General features: G+C 59.6%; 15 protein-coding genes. 4 read left to right on the top strand and 11 right to left on the bottom strand.

The annotated features are described in order from the left end of the window. The first annotated feature begins 2 nt into the window (after positions 1–2). From CPY51_RS10895 to guaD, 3 genes are all read left to right on the top strand, one after another. The gene (locus CPY51_RS10895; protein ID WP_111160259.1) at positions 3–938 is read left to right on the top strand and encodes an ABC transporter permease; all 936 of its coding nucleotides are present in this window, start codon (positions 3–5) and stop codon (positions 936–938) included. Between the two features lie 87 nt (positions 939–1,025). Then, positions 1,026–1,883, top strand: a complete 858-nt coding sequence (locus CPY51_RS10890; protein ID WP_111160258.1) for an aromatic ring-hydroxylating oxygenase subunit alpha — start codon at positions 1,026–1,028, stop codon at positions 1,881–1,883. 13 nt (positions 1,884–1,896) lie between these two features. Then, the gene (gene guaD / locus CPY51_RS10885) at positions 1,897–3,258 is read left to right on the top strand and encodes a guanine deaminase (protein ID WP_111160257.1); all 1,362 of its coding nucleotides are present in this window, start codon (positions 1,897–1,899) and stop codon (positions 3,256–3,258) included. 56 nt (positions 3,259–3,314) lie between these two features. Here the strand turns inward: guaD and CPY51_RS10880 are convergent, their stop codons facing one another. From CPY51_RS10880 to CPY51_RS10870, 3 genes are all read right to left on the bottom strand, one after another. Continuing rightward, positions 3,315–4,439, bottom strand: a complete 1,125-nt coding sequence (locus CPY51_RS10880) for an NAD(P)/FAD-dependent oxidoreductase (protein WP_111160256.1) — start codon at positions 4,437–4,439, stop codon at positions 3,315–3,317. A 54-nt stretch (positions 4,440–4,493) separates the two neighbouring features. Continuing rightward, positions 4,494–6,041 carry an amino acid ABC transporter permease/ATP-binding protein gene (locus CPY51_RS33805; RefSeq protein WP_111160255.1) on the bottom strand — a complete coding sequence of 516 codons (1,548 nt, stop codon included), beginning with the start codon at positions 6,039–6,041 and terminating at the stop codon, positions 4,494–4,496. Positions 6,042–6,139: 98 nt separating this feature from the next. Beyond that, positions 6,140–6,982: an ABC transporter substrate-binding protein gene (locus CPY51_RS10870; RefSeq protein WP_111160254.1), complete on the bottom strand. Its 843-nt coding sequence runs from the start codon at positions 6,980–6,982 to the stop codon at positions 6,140–6,142. Positions 6,983–7,162: 180 nt separating this feature from the next. Here CPY51_RS10870 and CPY51_RS10865 point away from each other — a divergent pair, with 180 nt between their 5' ends. Next, positions 7,163–8,260, top strand: a complete 1,098-nt coding sequence (locus tag CPY51_RS10865; RefSeq protein WP_111160253.1) for a LacI family DNA-binding transcriptional regulator — start codon at positions 7,163–7,165, stop codon at positions 8,258–8,260. 42 nt (positions 8,261–8,302) lie between these two features. Here CPY51_RS10865 and CPY51_RS10860 read toward each other — a convergent pair whose 3' ends face one another. From CPY51_RS10860 to CPY51_RS10825, 8 genes are all read right to left on the bottom strand, one after another. Next, on the bottom strand, positions 8,303–9,322 hold the full coding sequence (locus tag CPY51_RS10860; RefSeq protein ID WP_111160282.1) for a LacI family DNA-binding transcriptional regulator: 1,020 nt from the start codon (positions 9,320–9,322) through the stop codon (positions 8,303–8,305). Between the two features lie 121 nt (positions 9,323–9,443). After that, the gene (locus tag CPY51_RS10855) at positions 9,444–10,454 is read right to left on the bottom strand and encodes a zinc-dependent alcohol dehydrogenase family protein (protein WP_111160252.1); all 1,011 of its coding nucleotides are present in this window, start codon (positions 10,452–10,454) and stop codon (positions 9,444–9,446) included. Between the two features lie 40 nt (positions 10,455–10,494). Beyond that, positions 10,495–11,265 (bottom strand): L-iditol 2-dehydrogenase, encoded by a 771-nt coding sequence (locus CPY51_RS10850; protein ID WP_111160251.1) that lies wholly within the window; start codon positions 11,263–11,265, stop codon positions 10,495–10,497. Positions 11,266–11,533: 268 nt separating this feature from the next. Continuing rightward, positions 11,534–12,847, bottom strand: coding sequence for an ABC transporter substrate-binding protein (locus CPY51_RS10845; RefSeq protein WP_195909498.1), 1,314 nt, complete (start codon positions 12,845–12,847; stop codon positions 11,534–11,536). A gap of 277 nt (positions 12,848–13,124) precedes the next feature. Next, the gene (locus tag CPY51_RS10840) at positions 13,125–14,108 is read right to left on the bottom strand and encodes an ABC transporter permease (RefSeq protein WP_111160250.1); all 984 of its coding nucleotides are present in this window, start codon (positions 14,106–14,108) and stop codon (positions 13,125–13,127) included. Beyond that, a complete protein-coding gene (locus CPY51_RS10835; RefSeq protein WP_111160249.1) occupies positions 14,105–15,100 on the bottom strand; it encodes an ABC transporter permease in 996 nt (331 codons plus the stop codon). Before CPY51_RS10835 ends, CPY51_RS10840 begins: the two co-directional genes overlap by 4 nt. Then, positions 15,097–16,635, bottom strand: a complete 1,539-nt coding sequence (locus CPY51_RS10830) for a sugar ABC transporter ATP-binding protein (protein ID WP_111160248.1) — start codon at positions 16,633–16,635, stop codon at positions 15,097–15,099. The genes CPY51_RS10835 and CPY51_RS10830 overlap by 4 nt, the downstream gene beginning before the upstream one ends. A 79-nt stretch (positions 16,636–16,714) precedes the next feature. Continuing rightward, entirely contained in the window at positions 16,715–17,854 is a 1,140-nt protein-coding gene (locus tag CPY51_RS10825; RefSeq protein ID WP_111160247.1) for a sugar ABC transporter substrate-binding protein, read from the bottom strand. Positions 17,855–17,893 lie beyond the last annotated feature (39 nt).

Raw genomic sequence — 17,893 nt, 5'->3', positions numbered from 1 at the left:
CCATGGACCTTCTGACCGGCCTCTTCACCACAGCCTTCCTGGCGGGTGGCGTCCTTGCGCTCGCGGCACTCGGCGAAGTGCTGGCCGAACGCGTCGGCGTCGTCAATCTCGGCGTCGAGGGGCTGATGGCGATTGGGGCGCTGACCGCGATCGCGACGGTCTCGGCCTTCCCGTCTCCGACAGTCGGCTTCCTGGCGGCGCTCGCAGTCGGCGCGCTGTTTGGCGCGCTGTTCGCCTTCGCAACGGTGATCCTGCGAGCCAATCAGGTTCTCTGCGGGCTGGCACTCACCCTGATGGGCAACGGCATCGCCTCGACAATCGGTCGCGCCTATTCCGGCATGCCGGCGAGGGCAACTTTTCCGGGGATCGATATCCCCCTATTGAGCAGTATTCCCATACTCGGCAAAGCCTTCTTTTCCCAGAACATCCTCGTCTACCTCATCTATATCATCCTGCCGGTGGCGCTAAGTTATCTCATGTTCCGGACCCGGCATGGCCTCAACCTGCGGGCCGTCGGCGAAAATCCGGCTGCGGCGGATGCCGCAGGCATACCGGTTAACCTCATACGCTTTGTCTATGTCACCGCAGGCTCGGCGCTGGCGGCCGGCGCCGGTGCCTACTTGACGCTCGCCTTCGTTCCCTCCTGGTCCGATGGCGTGGTGGCAGGGCGCGGCTGGATTGCCGTTGCCTTGGTGATCTTTGCCGGCTACCGGCCGATCCCCGCCGTCCTTTCCGGGCTGCTCTTCGGGTTCATCACCGCTCTCGGCTTTGTCGGTCAGGCTCGAGGATGGCCGATCGCCCCTGCCTTCCTCTCGATGCTGCCCTATCTCGGCACCATGGCCTTCATCATCGTGCCGGTGCTTGCGTGGCAACGCATGCGTCTCGTCATGGCAGCCCCCGCCGCGATCGGCGTGCCCTACTATCGCGACGTACGCTGACAAATTAGAATTTTGGATGTGGACGGATTGTCTACGAGCCATCAAACTGTGATCAACCGGATTTAGGACCATAAAGAGGAGCGTTTCATGAGCCGGTGTTCAGACAAGGCTGCCCTTAATCAATGGTACGCTCTCGACACCGAGAGCGAGATTCCCTTTGGCAGATCCGCCAACCGCTTGCTTGGCACCAATCTGACGGTGAACCGCAAACGAGACGGCACGATCACCGTCATGGCGCAGGACTGCGAGCAGCCTTTGCCGCTCATCAAGCGCTTCGGCCTTGTCTGGGCGACGCTCGGCGAACCCGCCGGCGGCCTTTTTGCCCTACCCGAAGCCGACGAAGAGGACAGGCGTATCGTCAATTGCGGCTCGGTATCTGTGCGCGCCTCGGGATTGCGCATCGTCGAGAACTTCCTCGACATGGCGCATTTCCCATTCGTCCATACCGATATTCTTGGCGCCGAGCCCCACACGGAAGTCAGACACTACAATGCCGAGATACGTCGCGACGTGGACGAGGTCTGGGCGACAAACTGCCAGTTTTTCCAGCCGCAGGCGGCCCTCTCGGCGACGGGAGGTATCATGACCGACTACATCTATCGCGTCATGACGCCGTTTACGACGCTGCTCTACAAGACTTGCCCGAATTCCGCGAACCGCTGGGACGTCATCTGTCTGTTCGTCCAACCGCTCGATCCCGACCGGTGCCGCGCCCACCCGGTCATGTTCCTGATCGACGACGTGTCGACGACGACCGAGCTGGTGAATTTCCAGCAGCTCATCTTCCTGCAGGATCGCATTATCCTCGAAAACCAGCGTCCTGTGTTGTTGCCGATGGAGGCGCGCGCAGAAATTCCGACACGTGCCGACGCAAGTTCGATCGCCTATCGCCGCTGGCTGAAGGAAAAAGGCATCACCTACGGCACGACGACGATGGCGGCATAGGGGCGGCAATCTGATGGATTTGCGTGGCAAGACGCTCTTCGCCTCCGGCTTTCATTCCCCGGAACGCGGCACCATCGACATATTGGAAGACGTGCTCATCGAAATCGGCGCCGACGGCCGCATCGGGGCGATCCACCGGCCCGGCGAACCGAACTACCGCTCCATCCGGGACGCCCGCGACGAGACCGGCGAGCTCGTGAGCCTTCCCGCGGGCTGTTATTTGCTACCGGGTTTCGTCGATCTTCATGTCCATGCCCCGCAATATCCCCAACTCGGAAACGCGCTCGACGTTCCGCTGGAGGACTGGCTGCAGACATATACGTTTCCGTTGGAAGCCCGTTATCAGGACCTCGCTTTTGCGCGGCGAAGTTACGGGCTTCTTGTCGAGGACCTGTTGGCGAGCGGCACGACCACGGCACTGTATTTCGCCACCGTCCATCAGGAGGCCACGCGCGCGCTCGTGGACATTTGCCTCGAAAAGGGCCAGCGGGCGCTGATCGGCAAGGTGGCAATGGACAATGTCGCGGAATGCCCGGACTACTATCGCGACGCATCCACCGATGCCGCTCTCCAGGGAACGCGGGCACTGATCGACTATGTCAGGGGGCATCCGGACAACGGCGAGGACCGCGTCCTTCCGGTCGTAACCCCGCGCTTCATACCCTCCTGCACCGATGCGACGCTTAAGGGGCTTGGCGCAATCGCGGCGCAATGCGGCTGCCACGTCCAGACCCATTGCTCGGAGAGCGACTGGGCCCACGGTTATGTTCTCTCTCGCCACGGCGCCACCGATACGCAGATGCTCGATCGTTTCGGTTTGCTCGGACGCCGGACCGTGTTGGCACACGCCAATTTCATCACGGTAGATGACATGGAACTCATTTTCACACGGCAGGCGGCAATCGCCCACTGCCCGCTTTCGAACGCCTATTTCGCCGATGCTGTCTTCCCTCTTCGTGCAGCGCTGGAGAAAGGCCTGCAGGTCGGACTCGGAACTGATATTTCCGGCGGCCCCAGTGCCTCCATTCTTGAAAATTGCCGCGCCGCCGTGCTTGTTTCACGAATGCTCGAAAGCGGTGTCGATCCAGCTGTAACACGGGAAAACCGCGGAGCGGCAGCTCCCGCGCAAATCGATTTCCGAGATGCCTTCCATTTGGCTACGGCAGGCGGCGGTATTGCGCTGGATCTACCGATTGGGCAATTCACACCGGGTTACCAGTTCGATGCCATAATGATCGACACCAAGGCCAGCAATGGCACGATCCGCCTTTGGGACGAGCTTGATCGCGGCGACCAGATTCTCCAGAAGATCATTTACACGGCTTCCGCGGCAAACATTGCCTCAACATGGGTCGGCGGAAACCACATCGTCTGAAACGCCGACAGGCGAGAGGCCTGGAAATGTTTGGCGCATCCCTGTCGGCCGGGTGCTCAGCCGAACCGCTCGGGGCGGAAGTTTGCGAGCAGCGGATGTTCTTTTCCTGTGACGATCTCGCCGGCCAGCAATTCGCCTGCAATCAGGCCGAGCGTCGCGCCGCTGTGGCTGAAAGCGACATAATAGCCCTTGATGGCCTTCAACTGGCCGAACACCGGTTCGCCGTCTCCGGGGATAGGCTTCGGGCCGACGCCGTAGCTTTCCAGTTCCAGCACTGGATTGCCCTCAAGAACAGCAGAGGCTTCCTTGAGCAATCCCCTAATTGTCGTGTCCTTCACCTCGTAGGTGCCATCCTTGCGGACCGCGACCTCTTCCTCTGACCAGGCTGAATCTAGAGCAAGCCCGCCGACCGGCGTCGGGCGGATAGCGACCCGCGGCGTGTTCAGCACGGCCCGCAGCGGCAGATTGACGGGCTTCGTCCTGACCAACAGAGCGATCGGTGTTCCATCGGCAATATTCTGATGGTTATCGGCCGCCATGCGCGGCACGTCGGCACCGGTCGCCAGCAGCACCGCATCGGAATCGAAGCTCACGCCGCTCGTTGTCGTGATACCGGTCGCCCGGCCATTGAACACCGTGACGGCAGCACGGCCGGCGTCGGTAACAAGTCTGCCGCCGCGCTCGATGAACTCGGCAATCAGCACGTCGATCAGCGATGGCAGATCGACCCAGCCCTCGCCTGGATTGAAAATCGCTCCCTGCGGTGTCACGGCGCGCGCGTCGATCCCCGACGTCACGGCTGCAATAGAGCCGGCTGACAGCAGCTGCGCGTCATATCCGAGGTCTCTCTCATGGGCAAAGACCTCGGCAATCTCGTTCGAAGCATCGTCCGCATCCCAGGTCAAACCACCGTCGAAACGCAACCAGTTGGCGTCGGGATATTTCGCCGACAGCGTCCTGTACCGATCGATGCCGATCATACGCAGGCTCTGGTACGCCGGCGAACGCTTGCGCGAGGAATTGAGCCAGGCGAGCGAGCGGCCCGATGCGCCCATGGCCAGCGGCCCATCGTTGACGAGGATGGTGCTGATGCCGAGCCTTGAAAGATGAACCGCCGAGGAGACGCCGAAAATGCCGCCGCCGACCACGACGACCTTGGAGACAGGAGAAGATGTAGTCATGATGAGTTCTTTCTGGATGGAGGGGTGGGTTGCGCGGTTCGGGTGACCGGAGGGTCACAACACCTCGGCAAGGAAGTGTTTCAAGCGCGCGCTTTGAGGATTGTCGAAGATCGCCGTGGGCGTACCCGCTTCGATGACGCGGCCTTCGTCCATGAAGACGACCTGATCGGCGACCTTGCGGGCAAAGCCCATTTCATGGGTGACGATCACCATGGTCATGCCGCGCAAACCGAGATCGGCCATCAGGTTGAGGACGCCCTTCACCAGTTCGGGATCAAGCGCACTCGTCACCTCGTCGAAGAGGATGACTTCCGGATCCATCGCAAGAGCGCGAGCAATCGCCACGCGTTGCTGCTGGCCGCCCGAGAGGCCACCTGGCCGGTGATGTTTGCGAGCGGCGAGCCCGACATCGGCAAGGCGCGCCTCGGCGATCCGCTCGGCGTCCTGTCGCGGCAGCCCCTTGATCTTTGTGAGCGAGAGCATGACGTTTTCAAGCGCGGAGTGATCGGGGAACAGGTTGAAATGCTGGAAAACCATGCCGACACGGCGGCGCAGCTTTTCTGGCTTCATCGCCAGAATGCTCTCGCCATCGAGAAGGACGTCACCACCCTTCGGCTCGACCAGACGGTTGAGGCAGCGCAGCAGCGTCGATTTGCCCGAGCCCGATGGACCGATGACGCAGGTGACCGTGCCCGGCTTGACAGTGAGGTTGACACCCTTGAGAACATCGAGGTTGCCATAAGCCATGTCGAGATTGGTGATGGCGAGACTGCCGCCCTTGAAACGGGATTTTCCGGTTGCGACGCTTTGAGAAGCCGGTGTTTGATCGGCCGAAGCTTTGACCGCGCCTGCAAGCTCGCTCACTTCTGCCAGACCGCTGGTGACGGCGCCGCCCTTCTGTTTGCCGAGCCGCAAGGTGTTGTCGATGTAGTTGACCATGTGTGTGAGCGGGACGGTGATGACGAGATAAAACGCACCGGCGAGAAGCAACGGCGAAAGATTGCCGGTCACGACGGCTTGGTCCTGCCCGACCCGGAAGATCTCGCGCTCGGACGCCAGCAGTCCGAGGAAATAGACGAGGCTCGAATCCTTGACGTTGCCGATGAATTGGTTGACGAGCGCCGGCAGGACGCGGCGTATACCCTGTGGGATCACGATCAACCGCATCCCCTGCCCGTAGCTCATGCTCAGCGCACGGCAGGCCTCCATCTGTCCACGCTCTACGCTTTGGATGCCCGAGCGGAAGATTTCACCGATATAGGCGCCGGCGATAAGACTGAGTGCGAGAATACCCAGCGGATAGGGTGATGGGCCGAAAATCTCGCGGCCGATGCGGGCGAAACCCTGGCCGATCAGAAGAATGGTCACAATGGCCGGCAGGCCACGGAAGATATCGGTATAGACACGCGCTGGAATGCGCAGCCAGCGCGATTGCGAAATGCTCATGACCGCGAGCAGCATCCCCAGGATCACACCGAGCACCGTCGAAGCCGCAGCCAGGATCAGGGTGTTCTTCAATCCGATGGTGATCATGCTCGGCAGAACATCGGCCATTGCCTGCCAGTCGAGGAAGCTGCGGCGCAGGTTTTCAAGCCAGTTCATTCTGTCCCCTTTTCATTAGGCTCTCGACACCTGCGCGAAACTCGGGCGCAGCAGCATCTCCTGCGGCCGCCGGTTTTCACCGCCGGCGGCCAGTGCGGTCATTTCTTGGGGAGATATTCGTCAGGCATCGGCGATCCTGGAAACCACTTCTCATAAAGCGTCTTCCAGGTGCCGTCTTGCATGGCGGCATGCAGCGCCGTGTTCAGCGCGTCTCGGAACTTGTCGTTGCCCTTGCGGACGACGAAGCCTGCCGGCGCATCGAAAGAGGGAATGTTGACGGCGATCTTCAGCTCCGGGTAACGCTCGCCATATTGCTTGGCCGCCTCGTAGTCGAGGAAATGCGCATCGACCGATCCGTTGTTGAGCGCGGCGACGGCGGAGTTATTGTCGGGGAATTTTACGAGATCCGTGCTGTTGAAATTCTTTGCCGCATAGATTTCCTGCAGCGTGCCCTGCACGACCCCGAGGCGCTTGCCCTTGAGGCCGTCGGCGGAGGTTATCGCCTTGTCGGCAGTCAGTACCGAGAGATAGCCAGCGAGGTAACCGTCTGAAAAATCGACCGTCTTCTTGCGTGCTTCCGTCGTACCGATGGCCGCCACCGCCACGTCGAACCGTTGATTGGCAACTGAAGGCATCAGCGCCGAGAACTCCTGTCCAGTGAAGATCACTTGCTCCGGCTTGAAGCCGAGACGGCCCGCGACGTTCCGGAAGAACTCGATGTCGAACCCCGTAAACGTGCCATCCGCCTGGGTGAAGGCGTAGGGCTTGGCATCGCCCATTGTGCCGACGCTAATGACCTTCGCATCTATCAGCCCGTAGGGGTTGTCGTCTGCCGCAAGGGCTTGCGAAGCAAAGCCTGCGCCGGCACATGCCATCATGAGAGCCATTGCGACGGCGCGGACCGGCGACATCAGCGACTCGAGAATTCCAATGTTGGTCATATCTGGTTCTCCACTCTGAAGTTGTTCTTTTTTGATTTCCGTCAGTCAGCGAACTTTTCCTCTCATTCGCCAACGCGATTTTGTTAAGAGACCGGTATCTTAGTGATTGAGACCGGTCTCATTCGATAATAGTTAGTTCCACGTTGACCTTCCGTCAACAACTCTTGTAGTCCTTCAGACATGAAAAATTCGACGCAAAAAACCCGCTCAGTGACCGTTAGCGACGTTGCCCGGGAGGCCAAGGTCTCAAAAGCCACCGCCGCGCGCGTCCTGGGCGGCTACGGCGTCGTTAGCGATAAAGTGCGCACGGACGTCATGACGGCGGCGAAGACGCTGGATTATCGACCGAACGAGCTGGCCCGCAGTATGACGACCGGTAAATCCGGGATCATTGGCGTGGTCGTCGGCGATATCGAGAATCCGTTCTTCAGCCTGGCGGTGCGCGGCATCACCGATGCGGCAAGGGCCGCCGGCTTCAATGTCATTCTCGCCAATTCCGGCGAACAGATAGAGGTAGAAAAGGCGGCCGTGCGGCTGCTTATCAGCAAGCGCGTCGACGGGCTGATCGTGACGCCATCGGAATCGCGCGACGTCTCGCACCTGCGCGACATCAACCGTTCGGGCCGGCCGCTCGCCCTGCTCGACCGGGCCCTGCCTGATCTGGATGTCGATACGGTCACCGTCGACGACCTCGACGTCGCCATGCGGGCGACCCGGATCCTGGTGGATGCCGGCCATCGCCATATCACCTATGTGACGGCCGTCGATGCCGAAGGGAGCGAATATCAAGATCTCGGGCAGATCTACACATCGTCGGTGCGAGAGCGTATCGAGGGCTTTCTCGCCGTCTGTAGGGATGCCGGCATCGATCGACCGGAGCGTTATGTGCGGCTCGGCGCAACGAGCCCTGAGGAGACGCGAAAGGTTGCAACCAAGCTCCTGTCGAGCCTCGATCGACCAACCGCCATCCTCGCGTCCGACAGCCTCATTGCGCTAGAGATTTTCAAGGCTATTCGTCAACACGGCCTGCGTGTTCCCGAGGACATTTCGCTGATCACGTTCCACGATGCTGACTGGACGAGCGTCACCACCCCGCCGATCACCGTCGTCGACCAGCCGGTCTACGCGCTCGGCAAAAGCGTCGCTGAACTGCTCATCCGCCGTCTGAAGGGCGAAGTACGAGCGCCGGAAAGGCTTATTTTACCAACGGTCATTATCGAAAGAGGCTCAGTTGGCCCGCCCGCAACAGCAACGCAGGTTTCGAAGATATCCGGCTGAAAAACACGCGGCAGGGCGAGGCTGAAGGATGTGGCAATCTGTTCAAGCTGAACTTCGAAGCATGATCTCTGCGGTCAGAAGAATGCGTTCATCCGCCTGAGATGTTGCCGTTCCGCTCGGCATTTCGTCGAGCTTGTGAAAAAGCAACTCGATTGCCAGCCTGCCTATCTCATTATAATTCTGCGCGACCGTTGTGAGCGGGGGACATGCATATTTTGACAACGGGTGATCGTCGTGGCCTGCAACCCTCAGATCGCAGTCGGCACCATGCCCCACCCGCAGCCCTTGCTGGTAGGCGGCCGCGATAACGCCAAATGCAATTCGGTCGTTCGCGCAAAGGACAGTCCTCGTTGGAAATCCCGACTTCGATTGCAGTATTCTGGTCGCTTCCTCAAATCCGAATCTTTCGAAGTCCCAGGTCTTCAGGTCGGCGACGGCGACGATCTCGGCTGTCATTCGAAATTGCTCCATCGCTTCGACATAGGCAATTTGCCGCGTCAGCGCATTGGTATTGACGTGCGGCATGCCGAGATAGCAGGGAGGCGCGCCGGACCGGCAGAGATAGTCGACAATGAGGCCGAAGCTCTGCCGGTTGTTGGTGCCGACAAAAGACGATGTCTCGTTCAGGGGAGAGTCGACGTAAATCAACGGAACGCTCTGGCCCAATTCCTCCAGGGTCCTGTGGTGAGATTCAACGCCCAGCGGAGCGATGATCGCGCCTGCGACATTCATGGACTTCAATGTCTTGATCGCCCGGTCTTCCATTTCGGCTTTACCATCGGAGGACAGCACGAACGCCAGAAATCCCGCCTCGTTTGCTATCAATTCGATGCGGCGGGTGAGGGCCATGTAAAACGGATCGGTGGAATTCGGAATGATGACACCGAGGATGTTGCTGCGGCGCCGGTTGAGGTTGACGGCAAAGATATTCGGCCTGAAGCCGGATTTCTTGAGCGCGATCTCGATCGTGTCCCGCGTCTTCTTGCGCACCGAGGTCGGGTCGTTGAAGTATTTCGAGACGGTGGGGCGCGACAAGCCGACGAGCTCCGAGAAATCCTCCATCGTTTTGATCGTCTTGCCCACCATCTGATCTCCTGCAACGCCACCCGTTAGGTAATAGATGAGTCACTGTCTGACGAAAAGGCGGAACGCAAGCGGCAGCCGGCGATCCCCCGGACAAGTGCTATTCGGCCACGAATTGAACCTTCATGCTTGCCGGATCAGATGGCTTCCTGGAGAAATAGGGCGAGATCTCTGCCAAGGGCAGGCGATGCGAAACCAGTCTCGCCATCCGGCCCCCGTCTCGGCGCAGGATCGCCAGCGCCTCGGGGATGTTGCGGTTCAGAGAGTGGGAGCCTGCAAGCTTGATCTGTCGGCGGAATATCTCGAACGGCGCAAGCGAGATGCGCGTCTCCGGGGCGCAAACACCGAATATCAGAACGGTGCCGCCATCCGTCGCAAAATCGATCATCCCCTCCACCACGCTTGCAATCCCCGTTGCGTCCGCGACAAAATCAAAACTCCGCTTGCGCGCCAGCAATGCCTGAGAACCTGAAACCGCCGTCTCCAGCCCAAGCTCTTCAGCAAATGCGAGCCGGCTTTCGTTGATGTCGGCAACGGTGACCGATTGAACCCCTTCCGCCTTCAGCGACAAGGCCAGCAGGAGGCCGATGGGTCCCGCGCCGAAGACGAGCGCGGTTTCGGTAGCGCCTGGACCCGCCTTCAATCCGGCGCTGCCCAGACCATTGAGTACGCAGGCAAGCGGTTCCGCCAGAGCTGCGACGTCAAAGGCAAGATCGCCGATATCATGAAGGTGATCAGCCTTGACGAGACTATATTCGGCGAAACCGCCATTGTCGGTGACGCCATAGGCCTTGAGGTTGCGGCATAGATTGGTCAGTCCCTTGCGACATGCGCTGCAGGAGCCGCAGGGGAGATTGGGATCGACGGCGATGCGCGCCCCAACGCTGATCCCGCTTACATCAGCGGCAACAGCCTCCACGACACCCGCATATTCATGGCCCGGAACCAGTGGAAACCGCCCCTCGCCGTAGCGACCATGCAGCACGTCGATATCGGTATGGCACAAGCCGGCGGCGCGCACGCGCACAAGGACATGACCCGGCACGAGTTCCGGCCGCGGCACGTCCTCACACGTTGCAACGCCTTTTTCCGTGAAGCAAATAGCCTGCATTTCTTCCTCTTTTCCTTTGACCGCAATGCCGCTTGCGGGATCAGCTCATCCAGTTTCCGCCGTCGACGTTGTAGGTCTGGGCAAGGATGTAGTCGCTATCGGCGGAGGCGAGAAAGACCGCCAGGCCCTTGATATCGTCTGGCGTGGCGAAGCGGCCGATCGGAACAGACTTCGCGACGGCTGCTTTCTTTTCGCCTGGCTTCAAGCCTTCCCATTTCGCGAACTGCGCATCGACCACGTCCCAATGTTCGCCGTCGACGACGCCGGGGGCAATGGCATTGACGTTGATGCCGTGCTTGACCAGCGCCAAAGCCGCCGACTGCGTCGCCGAGATGATCGCTGCCTTGGAAGCACAATACAGCGTGACAAGCGCTTCGCCGCGGCGGCCGGCCTGGCTTGCCATATTGATGATCTTGCCGCCCCTGCCCCGCGCGATCATGACGTTCGACACGGCCTTCATCATAAACAGAGGCGCCTTGAGATTGATCGCGAAGACCCTGTCGTAGCTTGCCTCGGAAATTTCGTTGATCGGCGCCATATCGAATATGGCCGCGTTGTTGACGAGGATATCGATACCGCCGAACTCTTCATCGACAGCCCTAACGACAGCGTCTATCGCGGCAAGGTCTGTCACATCGAGTTTGACGGCCTTGACCGCCGGACCGATCGAAGCTGCGGCCCTGGTCGCGCGTTCAATGTCGATATCGGCAATCACGACCTTGGCGCCTTCCTTGACGAAGGCTTCGGCAAAGCCAAAGCCGATGCCGCGTGCGCCGCCCGTGATCAGCGCGATCTTGTCTTTCAGTCTCATGTCGCTCTCCAGTTCTTGCAGCAATCGTTAGGCGGGAAATGAGCGGGCTTGTCTGGTCCCTGCACCGGCTCTAGTCGAGGCCCGGCGGCACCTTGCCCCCGGCAGCAAAAAGATGCCAGCCGGCTTCGTTGAAGGAAAGGTTTTCTTGCCATTTGGCTCTGTGCCGCCTGGGCGGGATCGTAAAAGGTCTGACGTGGAAATTCCGGCAGACCTTCTGCCGGAACTCTTCTGGGTGGAGCTAGCGGCATCGCCGCGAAAGCCAAAGTTCTTACTTTGGATAACCGGCTTTTTTCATGTCGCGCTCGACCTGCTTCTGGGCATTGTCGAGGGCAGCATCGACGGTCTGCTGGCCGGCAAGGGCCGCCGCGATCTGTTGACCGACAACGGTGCCTACTCCCTGGAATTCAGGAATCGCGACGAACTGGACGCCAGTGTAAGGCACCGGATCCTTGGTCGGCTTGGACGGATCGGCCGAAAGAATTGCCTTCTCCACAGTTGCCGCAAATGGCGCAGCCTTCTGGTATTCCGGCAGGTCATAGGTCGATCTCCGCGTACCCGGCGGCACCGCTACCCAGCCTTCCTTCTCGCCGACCAGCTTGACGTATTCTTTGGAAGTCGCCCACTTGAGGAATGACTTCGCTGCTTCGGTCTTCGTCGACGTTGCCGGGATTGCGAGGTTCCAGGACCATGACCAGCTCGAACCGTTGGGCGTCACGTTGACCGGTGCGCGCGTGAAGGCGATCATGTCGGCAACTTTGCTCTGCTTGGGATCGTAGACGCGGCCAGCAGCCGACGTTGCGTCGATCCACATCGCGCAATGCCCGGTCGAGAACAGTGCCTGGTTTTCATTGAAGCCATTCGACGTGGCGCCCGGAGGGCCATATTTCGTCATGAGAGCGACGTAGTCGGTGATGGCTTGCTTCCACGGCTTGGAATTGATCTGCGGCTTCCAGTCCATATCGAACCAGCGGCCGCCATAGGTGTTGATCATGGTGCCGAGAAACGCCATGTTCTCGCCCCAGCCCGGCTTGCCGCGAAGGCAAATGCCATACTGTTCCTTCGACTTGTCGGTCAGCTTGGCCGCGTATTCCTTGATCTGGTCATAGGTGGGCTGATCCGGCATCTTGATGCCTGCCGCGTCGAACAAGTCCTTGCGATAAAGCGTGAACGAGCTTTCCGTGTAGAAGGGAACCGCATAGAGCTTGCCATCGACGGTCAATCCGGTCTTGATCGGCGCAAGCAGATCGTCGTAGTCGTAGTCGTCCCCGAGATCGCCGACCGGCTCGAGCCATCCAGCCTTCCCCCAGATCGGCGCTTCGTAGCCGCCGATCGTCAGAATGTCGAACTGACCGCTCTTGGTCGCAATGTCGGTCGTGACCTTCTGCCGCAGGACGTTCTCTTCCAGTACCACCCAGTTCAGCTTGTTGCCGGTTTCCTTTTCCCATTCCGACGAGAGCTTTTGCATGATGATCATATCGCCGTTGTTGACGGTGGCGATCGTCAGTTCCTCGGCATGGGCCAATCCTGCCATTAGCCCAAATCCGGCTGCGGACGCAGATAGAATGCGAATAATTTTGCTCATGGTTTCCGTCCCTCCCTTACGGACGTTCACGCACAACATTACATGCGTAAAGTTTATATCCTTCATTTTTCCAGAGGCTGTCAAGCTTGCCGCGGGCGACATTTGGGGTTCAGGTCGCCCTGCAGCTGGCAATTGCTTGAAATTACTAGATTATTTTTGAAGATGCTAATTATCTCGACAGAAATGAATCCTGTCGCAATGCAACATAAAATTTCCACGCGTAAATATTAGCTGGATCATTCAATTTCGGCGGAAAAACCGCTGGCGGCTGATCGGTTCAGAGGGCTTTCTGGCGGCCGTACAGCAGGAGCATGCAGATGATCACCGTACCATAGATCAGCTGTCTTCCGGCTTCTTCTATCTGCATGACGGACAGGATGGATTGCAGCAGCGTGATCAGTATGACGCCGGCGACGGTCCCAAGATATGAACCTTTGCCACCCAGAACATGGGTTCCGCCGAGTACGACTGCCGCAATCGAGGGAAGCAGGTAGGCGTCTCCCATCGACTGCGAGGCCTTGGAGGCATAACCGGCCAAAAGGACGCCGCCGAGCGCACTCAAGCCACCTGAGATGACAAACGCTATCATGGTGATGCGGCGCGTATTTATGCCCGACATGTAGGCCGCTCTCTCACGATTGCCGATGGCATAAAGCGAGCGGCCGAGCGTCGTACGCGTCAACAGGAAGACGGCCAAGACCCCGACGATCAGCCACACCAGGACACCATTTGGGATGCTGGGAATTGCGAAACCAGTTGCCAGGAACCGCATCGCCGGGGAAGCCGTATCCTGGGGGGAGAAGCCGCCGGTGTAGACGACCATCAGCCCCTGCGCGACCGCGTTCGTGGCGAGCGTGATGATCATCGAGGGAATCCTGAGATAGGCGACGGCAATGCCATTCACCAGGCCGATCATTGCACCGCAGAAGATCCCGAACGGAATGGCGAGGATCGATCCGCTTGTGCCATGGACTGTTGCCGCGCACGCCATCATCGCCCCTGTCGTTACGACCCAGGGGACCGAAAGATCGATCTGTCCAAGAAGGATGACCATCATCATGCCGGTTGCGATGACGCCGAGGAACGATGCGACCTTCAATTGCTGCAGCAGATAATCGGGCGAAAGGAAGTTGGTGGAATAAAAGGAGCCGCCAATCAGAAGCAGGAGGATGCAGCCGAAAGCAATCGCGACCGCGGGATCAATGCCCCGCAGCCGCGCAGGCACCATGGATTGCCGCATGGGAGATGCTTCCTCGCTCATTGAAACCACTCCAGCCGGTTGCGAACGCGGGCAAGGCCGAAGCAGCCGATGCTGATCGCCAGCATAAGGACGACGCCCTGAAACAGCGGCTGCCAAAGCGGATCGAAGTCGAAGACGAATAGGAGATCGCCGATGGTGCGAAATGCGAGCGCGCCGAATACCGCGCCGATAGCGCTTCCCCTGCCGCCGGACAGCGCCACTCCACCGAGCACGACCGCCGCGATCGAATAAAGCGTATAGGCGTTACCGCTCGCATAGGCCGCCTCCCCCGTATAGGAAAAGAAAGTCAGGTATAGCCCCCCGATGGAAGAAAGCAGCCCTCCGAGCGCGTAGGCCGTAAACTTTGCCGATTTCAGCGGCATTCCGGACATGTAAGCGGCGTTTTCGGCAGAGCCGGCTGCGTAGGCTGCCCTGCCAAGGGTCGAGCGGCTGAAGGGAATCCAGATCAATAGGATGGTTGCGGCAAGCACGATCAGGCTTGTCGGAAAGATGCCGAAGAGCTTGGACGTAAAGACATCAGCAAGCGTCTCGTTGACCGCGCCGCCAGGCGTTGGCCGCAGCAGCAGGGCAAGACCGAAGAAGATCGCACTTGTCGCGATGGTGGTGACGATTGGCTGCAGCCGACCGAAAATGATGATCAACCCGTTCAGCGCGCCGCAACCGAGTCCGGCCAGCAGAACGGCAGCAATCCCGATACCGGTCTGAAACGGCGTTCCCACCACCAGCCAGGAGGCAAGACAATTGCTGAGGATCAGAATCATCCCGGCGGAAAGATCGATCCCGCCGGTGATGACCACGAAACATTGCGCCATCGCCACGAATGCGAGAAGCGTCGCCTTGTTCGAAGCCGTCTGAACCACATTGGGCGTAAAGCCGGCCGGATGGTTGGAGACGTAGATCGCAAACATGACGACGAAGAGGCCAGCCGCCAAGAGCGTTCCCTTGTGCTGTGCGTACCAGAACCGCCATTCGCTGGACTTTCCCTGGCTCATCGGGCAATCCTTTGCTGGGCCTGATGCGCACCAATGTTGAGCGCACCGCCGACGAGTTCCTGCTCGGTGATCTCGGCGCCTGCGAGCTCGCGAACGATGCGACCGTCATACATGACAAGTGCCCGGTCGCAGCAGCCGATCAGTTCGGCGTAGTCGGTGGAATAGAAAATGATCGCCGCGCCTGCGTCTGCAAGTCTTTGTAAAAGCACGTAGATTTCCTGCTTGGTTCCGACGTCGATGCCGCGTGTCGGATCGTTGAGCAGGATGATCCGTGGTTGGTTCATCAACCATTTGGCGATGACCACCTTCTGCTGATTGCCTCCGGAAAGCGCCGCGGCAGGCATGTCTATCGTTGCCGCCTTGATGGCCAGCAGCTTGAGAAGATCGTCTATCTGGCGCTCCTCCAAGGCCCGGTCGATGACGCCTCTACTGGAAACGCGATCGAGCGCTGCAATCGACAGATTTTCCCGCACGGTCATCGGCAGCAGCAGACCCTCGGTCTTGCGATCCTCCGGAATGAGCGCCATCGCGATCGCATCCGATTTCGCGTCGCGAGGGCTGCGGAGCGTCACCCGCCTGCCGTCAACTTCGATCCCGCCTTTGACATCGCGCAGGACCCCGAACAGCGCCAGAAGCAACTCGCGCTGGCCCTGTCCGTCCAATCCGCCGATGCCGACGATTTCTCCCGGCTTCAGATCGAAGCTAATCCCCGAAAGCCTGCCGTCCCAGGAAAGATCCCGACAGGACAGGATCGGCGGTCGGTCCTTGCGCTGCTCCGGTTTCGGCGGAAATACGCTGGTGTATTCCCGTCCGATCATCAGCTCGATCACCTGCTGGTCGGTCTTGGTGCCCGCTTTGTAGGATTCGATGCTGCGTCCGTTTCGAAACACGGTGCAATCATCGGCAAGTTCTGAGATCTCGTGCATGCGATGGGAAATGTAGATTAGCGCCAATCCTTCGGCGCGAAGTCGTTTCAGCACCCCGAAAATCCTCTCGACGTCCGCCTGGCTCAGCGCCGACGTGGCCTCGTCGAGGATCATCAGCCGCGGTTTGCGCGCCAGTGCCTTGGCAATCTCGACGATCTGGCGACGGGAGAGCGGCAAGTCCTTGACCAGCGAGGACGGATGAATGTCCGAGGCCCCCGCCCGCGCAAGCGCTTCCTCTGCGATCTGACGCTGCTTTCGACGGTCGATCATGCCGAAACGCAGCGGAGGCTTGCTGATGGCAATGTTATCGGCGACCGACAGGTCGGGGATCAGCGAAAGCTCCTGAAAGACGCAGACGATGCCCGCCACATTGGCAGCCGCCGGCGACGAAAAGGAGATTTCCTTTCCATCCAGCAGCATCCGCCCTTCATCGGGCGCGACAACCCCGGCCATGATCTTGATAAGGGTCGATTTGCCGGCACCGTTCTCACCGAGAACAGCATGGATGGCCCCTGACCTGACGGCAATATCGGCATCCTTCAGCGCGACAACGCCGCCATAGCGTTTCGATATGCCTTCCATGACGAAAAGCGGCTCGGATAAGGTCAAGTCCCACCTCCCAGAGGGTTGTAACAGACGACGTGCCGCGGGCGCCAACGCCCGCAGGCTGCCTCTCGGTCAAAGTGGGCTACTGGTTTTCTTTTGTCTGCCCCATAATTTCCTGCGCCGTAAAATTGATGCCGCAGGTCGGGAAGGAATTGCCAACGAAGAAGTTGTCGGACTGATCGGGATAGAAGTCCTGGCCCTTCTTGAAATCCGGATCCATCACGAGAGCCGTTGGCAGCTTTACCGCCTGCGGGACGATATCGCCCTCGAGCGCGGCGATCGCCGTCTTGATGGCCACGGCGACCTGAGCTGGACCGGTACCGGCAGAGGCGCATTTCAGGCCGTCAGCCGCATGGGCCGCGCAGAGCTTGCGAAATCCGTTCTCGGTCTCGCCGCCAAACGGCACAAAGGGATGCTTGGCGTCCATCATTGCCTGTACAACGCCGGTGTCGCCACCTTGGGCGGTAAAGCCGTCAAATGGGCCATTGGTCGCAATCGCGTCGGCAGTCGCCTTTTGCGCCACCCCGTCGTCCCATTTGCCGACGACCTCGGTAACGTTGAACTTCTTGCCGGATGCCGCCAGCGTCTCCTTTATTCCCTCATGACGATCGGTATCGACCGATGTACCGGCAACGCCGCGCACTTCGAGCACCTTGCCGCCGTTCGGCATATGTTTGACAAGCCAATCCCCCCAGATGACACCAAGTCCCTTCTGGTCGACATTGACATTGATGGCGTCCTTCGTGTCGAGAACATTATCGAACGCGACCAGAACGACGCCAGCTTCCTTTGCCCGCTTGATGACCGGGCCGAAAGCCGTGGGGTTCTGCGCATCGACAACGATCGCGTCATACCCCGCGTCGATGAAATTGTTGATCGCGGAAATCTGCGCGGGAACATCCTCGCCCGTGGACACGACCTTGAACTCTTTCAACTTGGCAGCAACATCGGGCTGGGCGACGTAGGCCTTCGCGGTCTGGACCATCTGAATGCGCCAGGTATTGGCGATATAGCCATTGGCAAACGCAATCCGGTACGGACCGTCCTTCTTCTTATATTGGAGAAATTGGGTGTCCGAAGCCCAGGGCGCCATGCATTTTGCGTCTGTCGCCGGACCTGCAACAACTTGCGGCGCCGCATAGGCCGCGCCACAGAGCAATGCGAGCATCGGCACCGAGAAGGCAGCGACGCTCGCTATCCTTTTTGATTTCACGTCGGGCATGGGTGTTCTCCTCCTCGGGCGGACCGAGCCGCCCCACCT

The sequence above is a fragment of the Arminella tubonensis genome (genome assembly GCF_003240585.1).
Classification (GTDB): Bacteria; Pseudomonadota; Alphaproteobacteria; order Rhizobiales; family Rhizobiaceae; genus Rhizobium; species Rhizobium tubonense.
This window is presented reverse-complemented; position numbering and strand designations above follow the sequence as displayed.

Coding starts and splice junctions, on each gene's coding strand:
- CPY51_RS10895 (WP_111160259.1), top strand. CDS start 3: ATGGACCTTCTGACCGGCCTCTTCACCACAGCCTTCCTGGCGGGTGGC.
- CPY51_RS10890 (WP_111160258.1), top strand. CDS start 1,026: ATGAGCCGGTGTTCAGACAAGGCTGCCCTTAATCAATGGTACGCTCTC.
- guaD (WP_111160257.1), top strand. CDS start 1,897: ATGGATTTGCGTGGCAAGACGCTCTTCGCCTCCGGCTTTCATTCCCCG.
- CPY51_RS10880 (WP_111160256.1), bottom strand. CDS start 4,439: ATGACTACATCTTCTCCTGTCTCCAAGGTCGTCGTGGTCGGCGGCGGC.
- CPY51_RS33805 (WP_111160255.1), bottom strand. CDS start 6,041: ATGAACTGGCTTGAAAACCTGCGCCGCAGCTTCCTCGACTGGCAGGCA.
- CPY51_RS10870 (WP_111160254.1), bottom strand. CDS start 6,982: ATGACCAACATTGGAATTCTCGAGTCGCTGATGTCGCCGGTCCGCGCC.
- CPY51_RS10865 (WP_111160253.1), top strand. CDS start 7,163: ATGAAAAATTCGACGCAAAAAACCCGCTCAGTGACCGTTAGCGACGTT.
- CPY51_RS10860 (WP_111160282.1), bottom strand. CDS start 9,322: ATGGAGGATTTCTCGGAGCTCGTCGGCTTGTCGCGCCCCACCGTCTCG.
- CPY51_RS10855 (WP_111160252.1), bottom strand. CDS start 10,454: ATGCAGGCTATTTGCTTCACGGAAAAAGGCGTTGCAACGTGTGAGGAC.
- CPY51_RS10850 (WP_111160251.1), bottom strand. CDS start 11,265: ATGAGACTGAAAGACAAGATCGCGCTGATCACGGGCGGCGCACGCGGC.
- CPY51_RS10845 (WP_195909498.1), bottom strand. CDS start 12,847: ATGAGCAAAATTATTCGCATTCTATCTGCGTCCGCAGCCGGATTTGGG.
- CPY51_RS10840 (WP_111160250.1), bottom strand. CDS start 14,108: ATGAGCGAGGAAGCATCTCCCATGCGGCAATCCATGGTGCCTGCGCGG.
- CPY51_RS10835 (WP_111160249.1), bottom strand. CDS start 15,100: ATGAGCCAGGGAAAGTCCAGCGAATGGCGGTTCTGGTACGCACAGCAC.
- CPY51_RS10825 (WP_111160247.1), bottom strand. CDS start 17,854: ATGCCCGACGTGAAATCAAAAAGGATAGCGAGCGTCGCTGCCTTCTCG.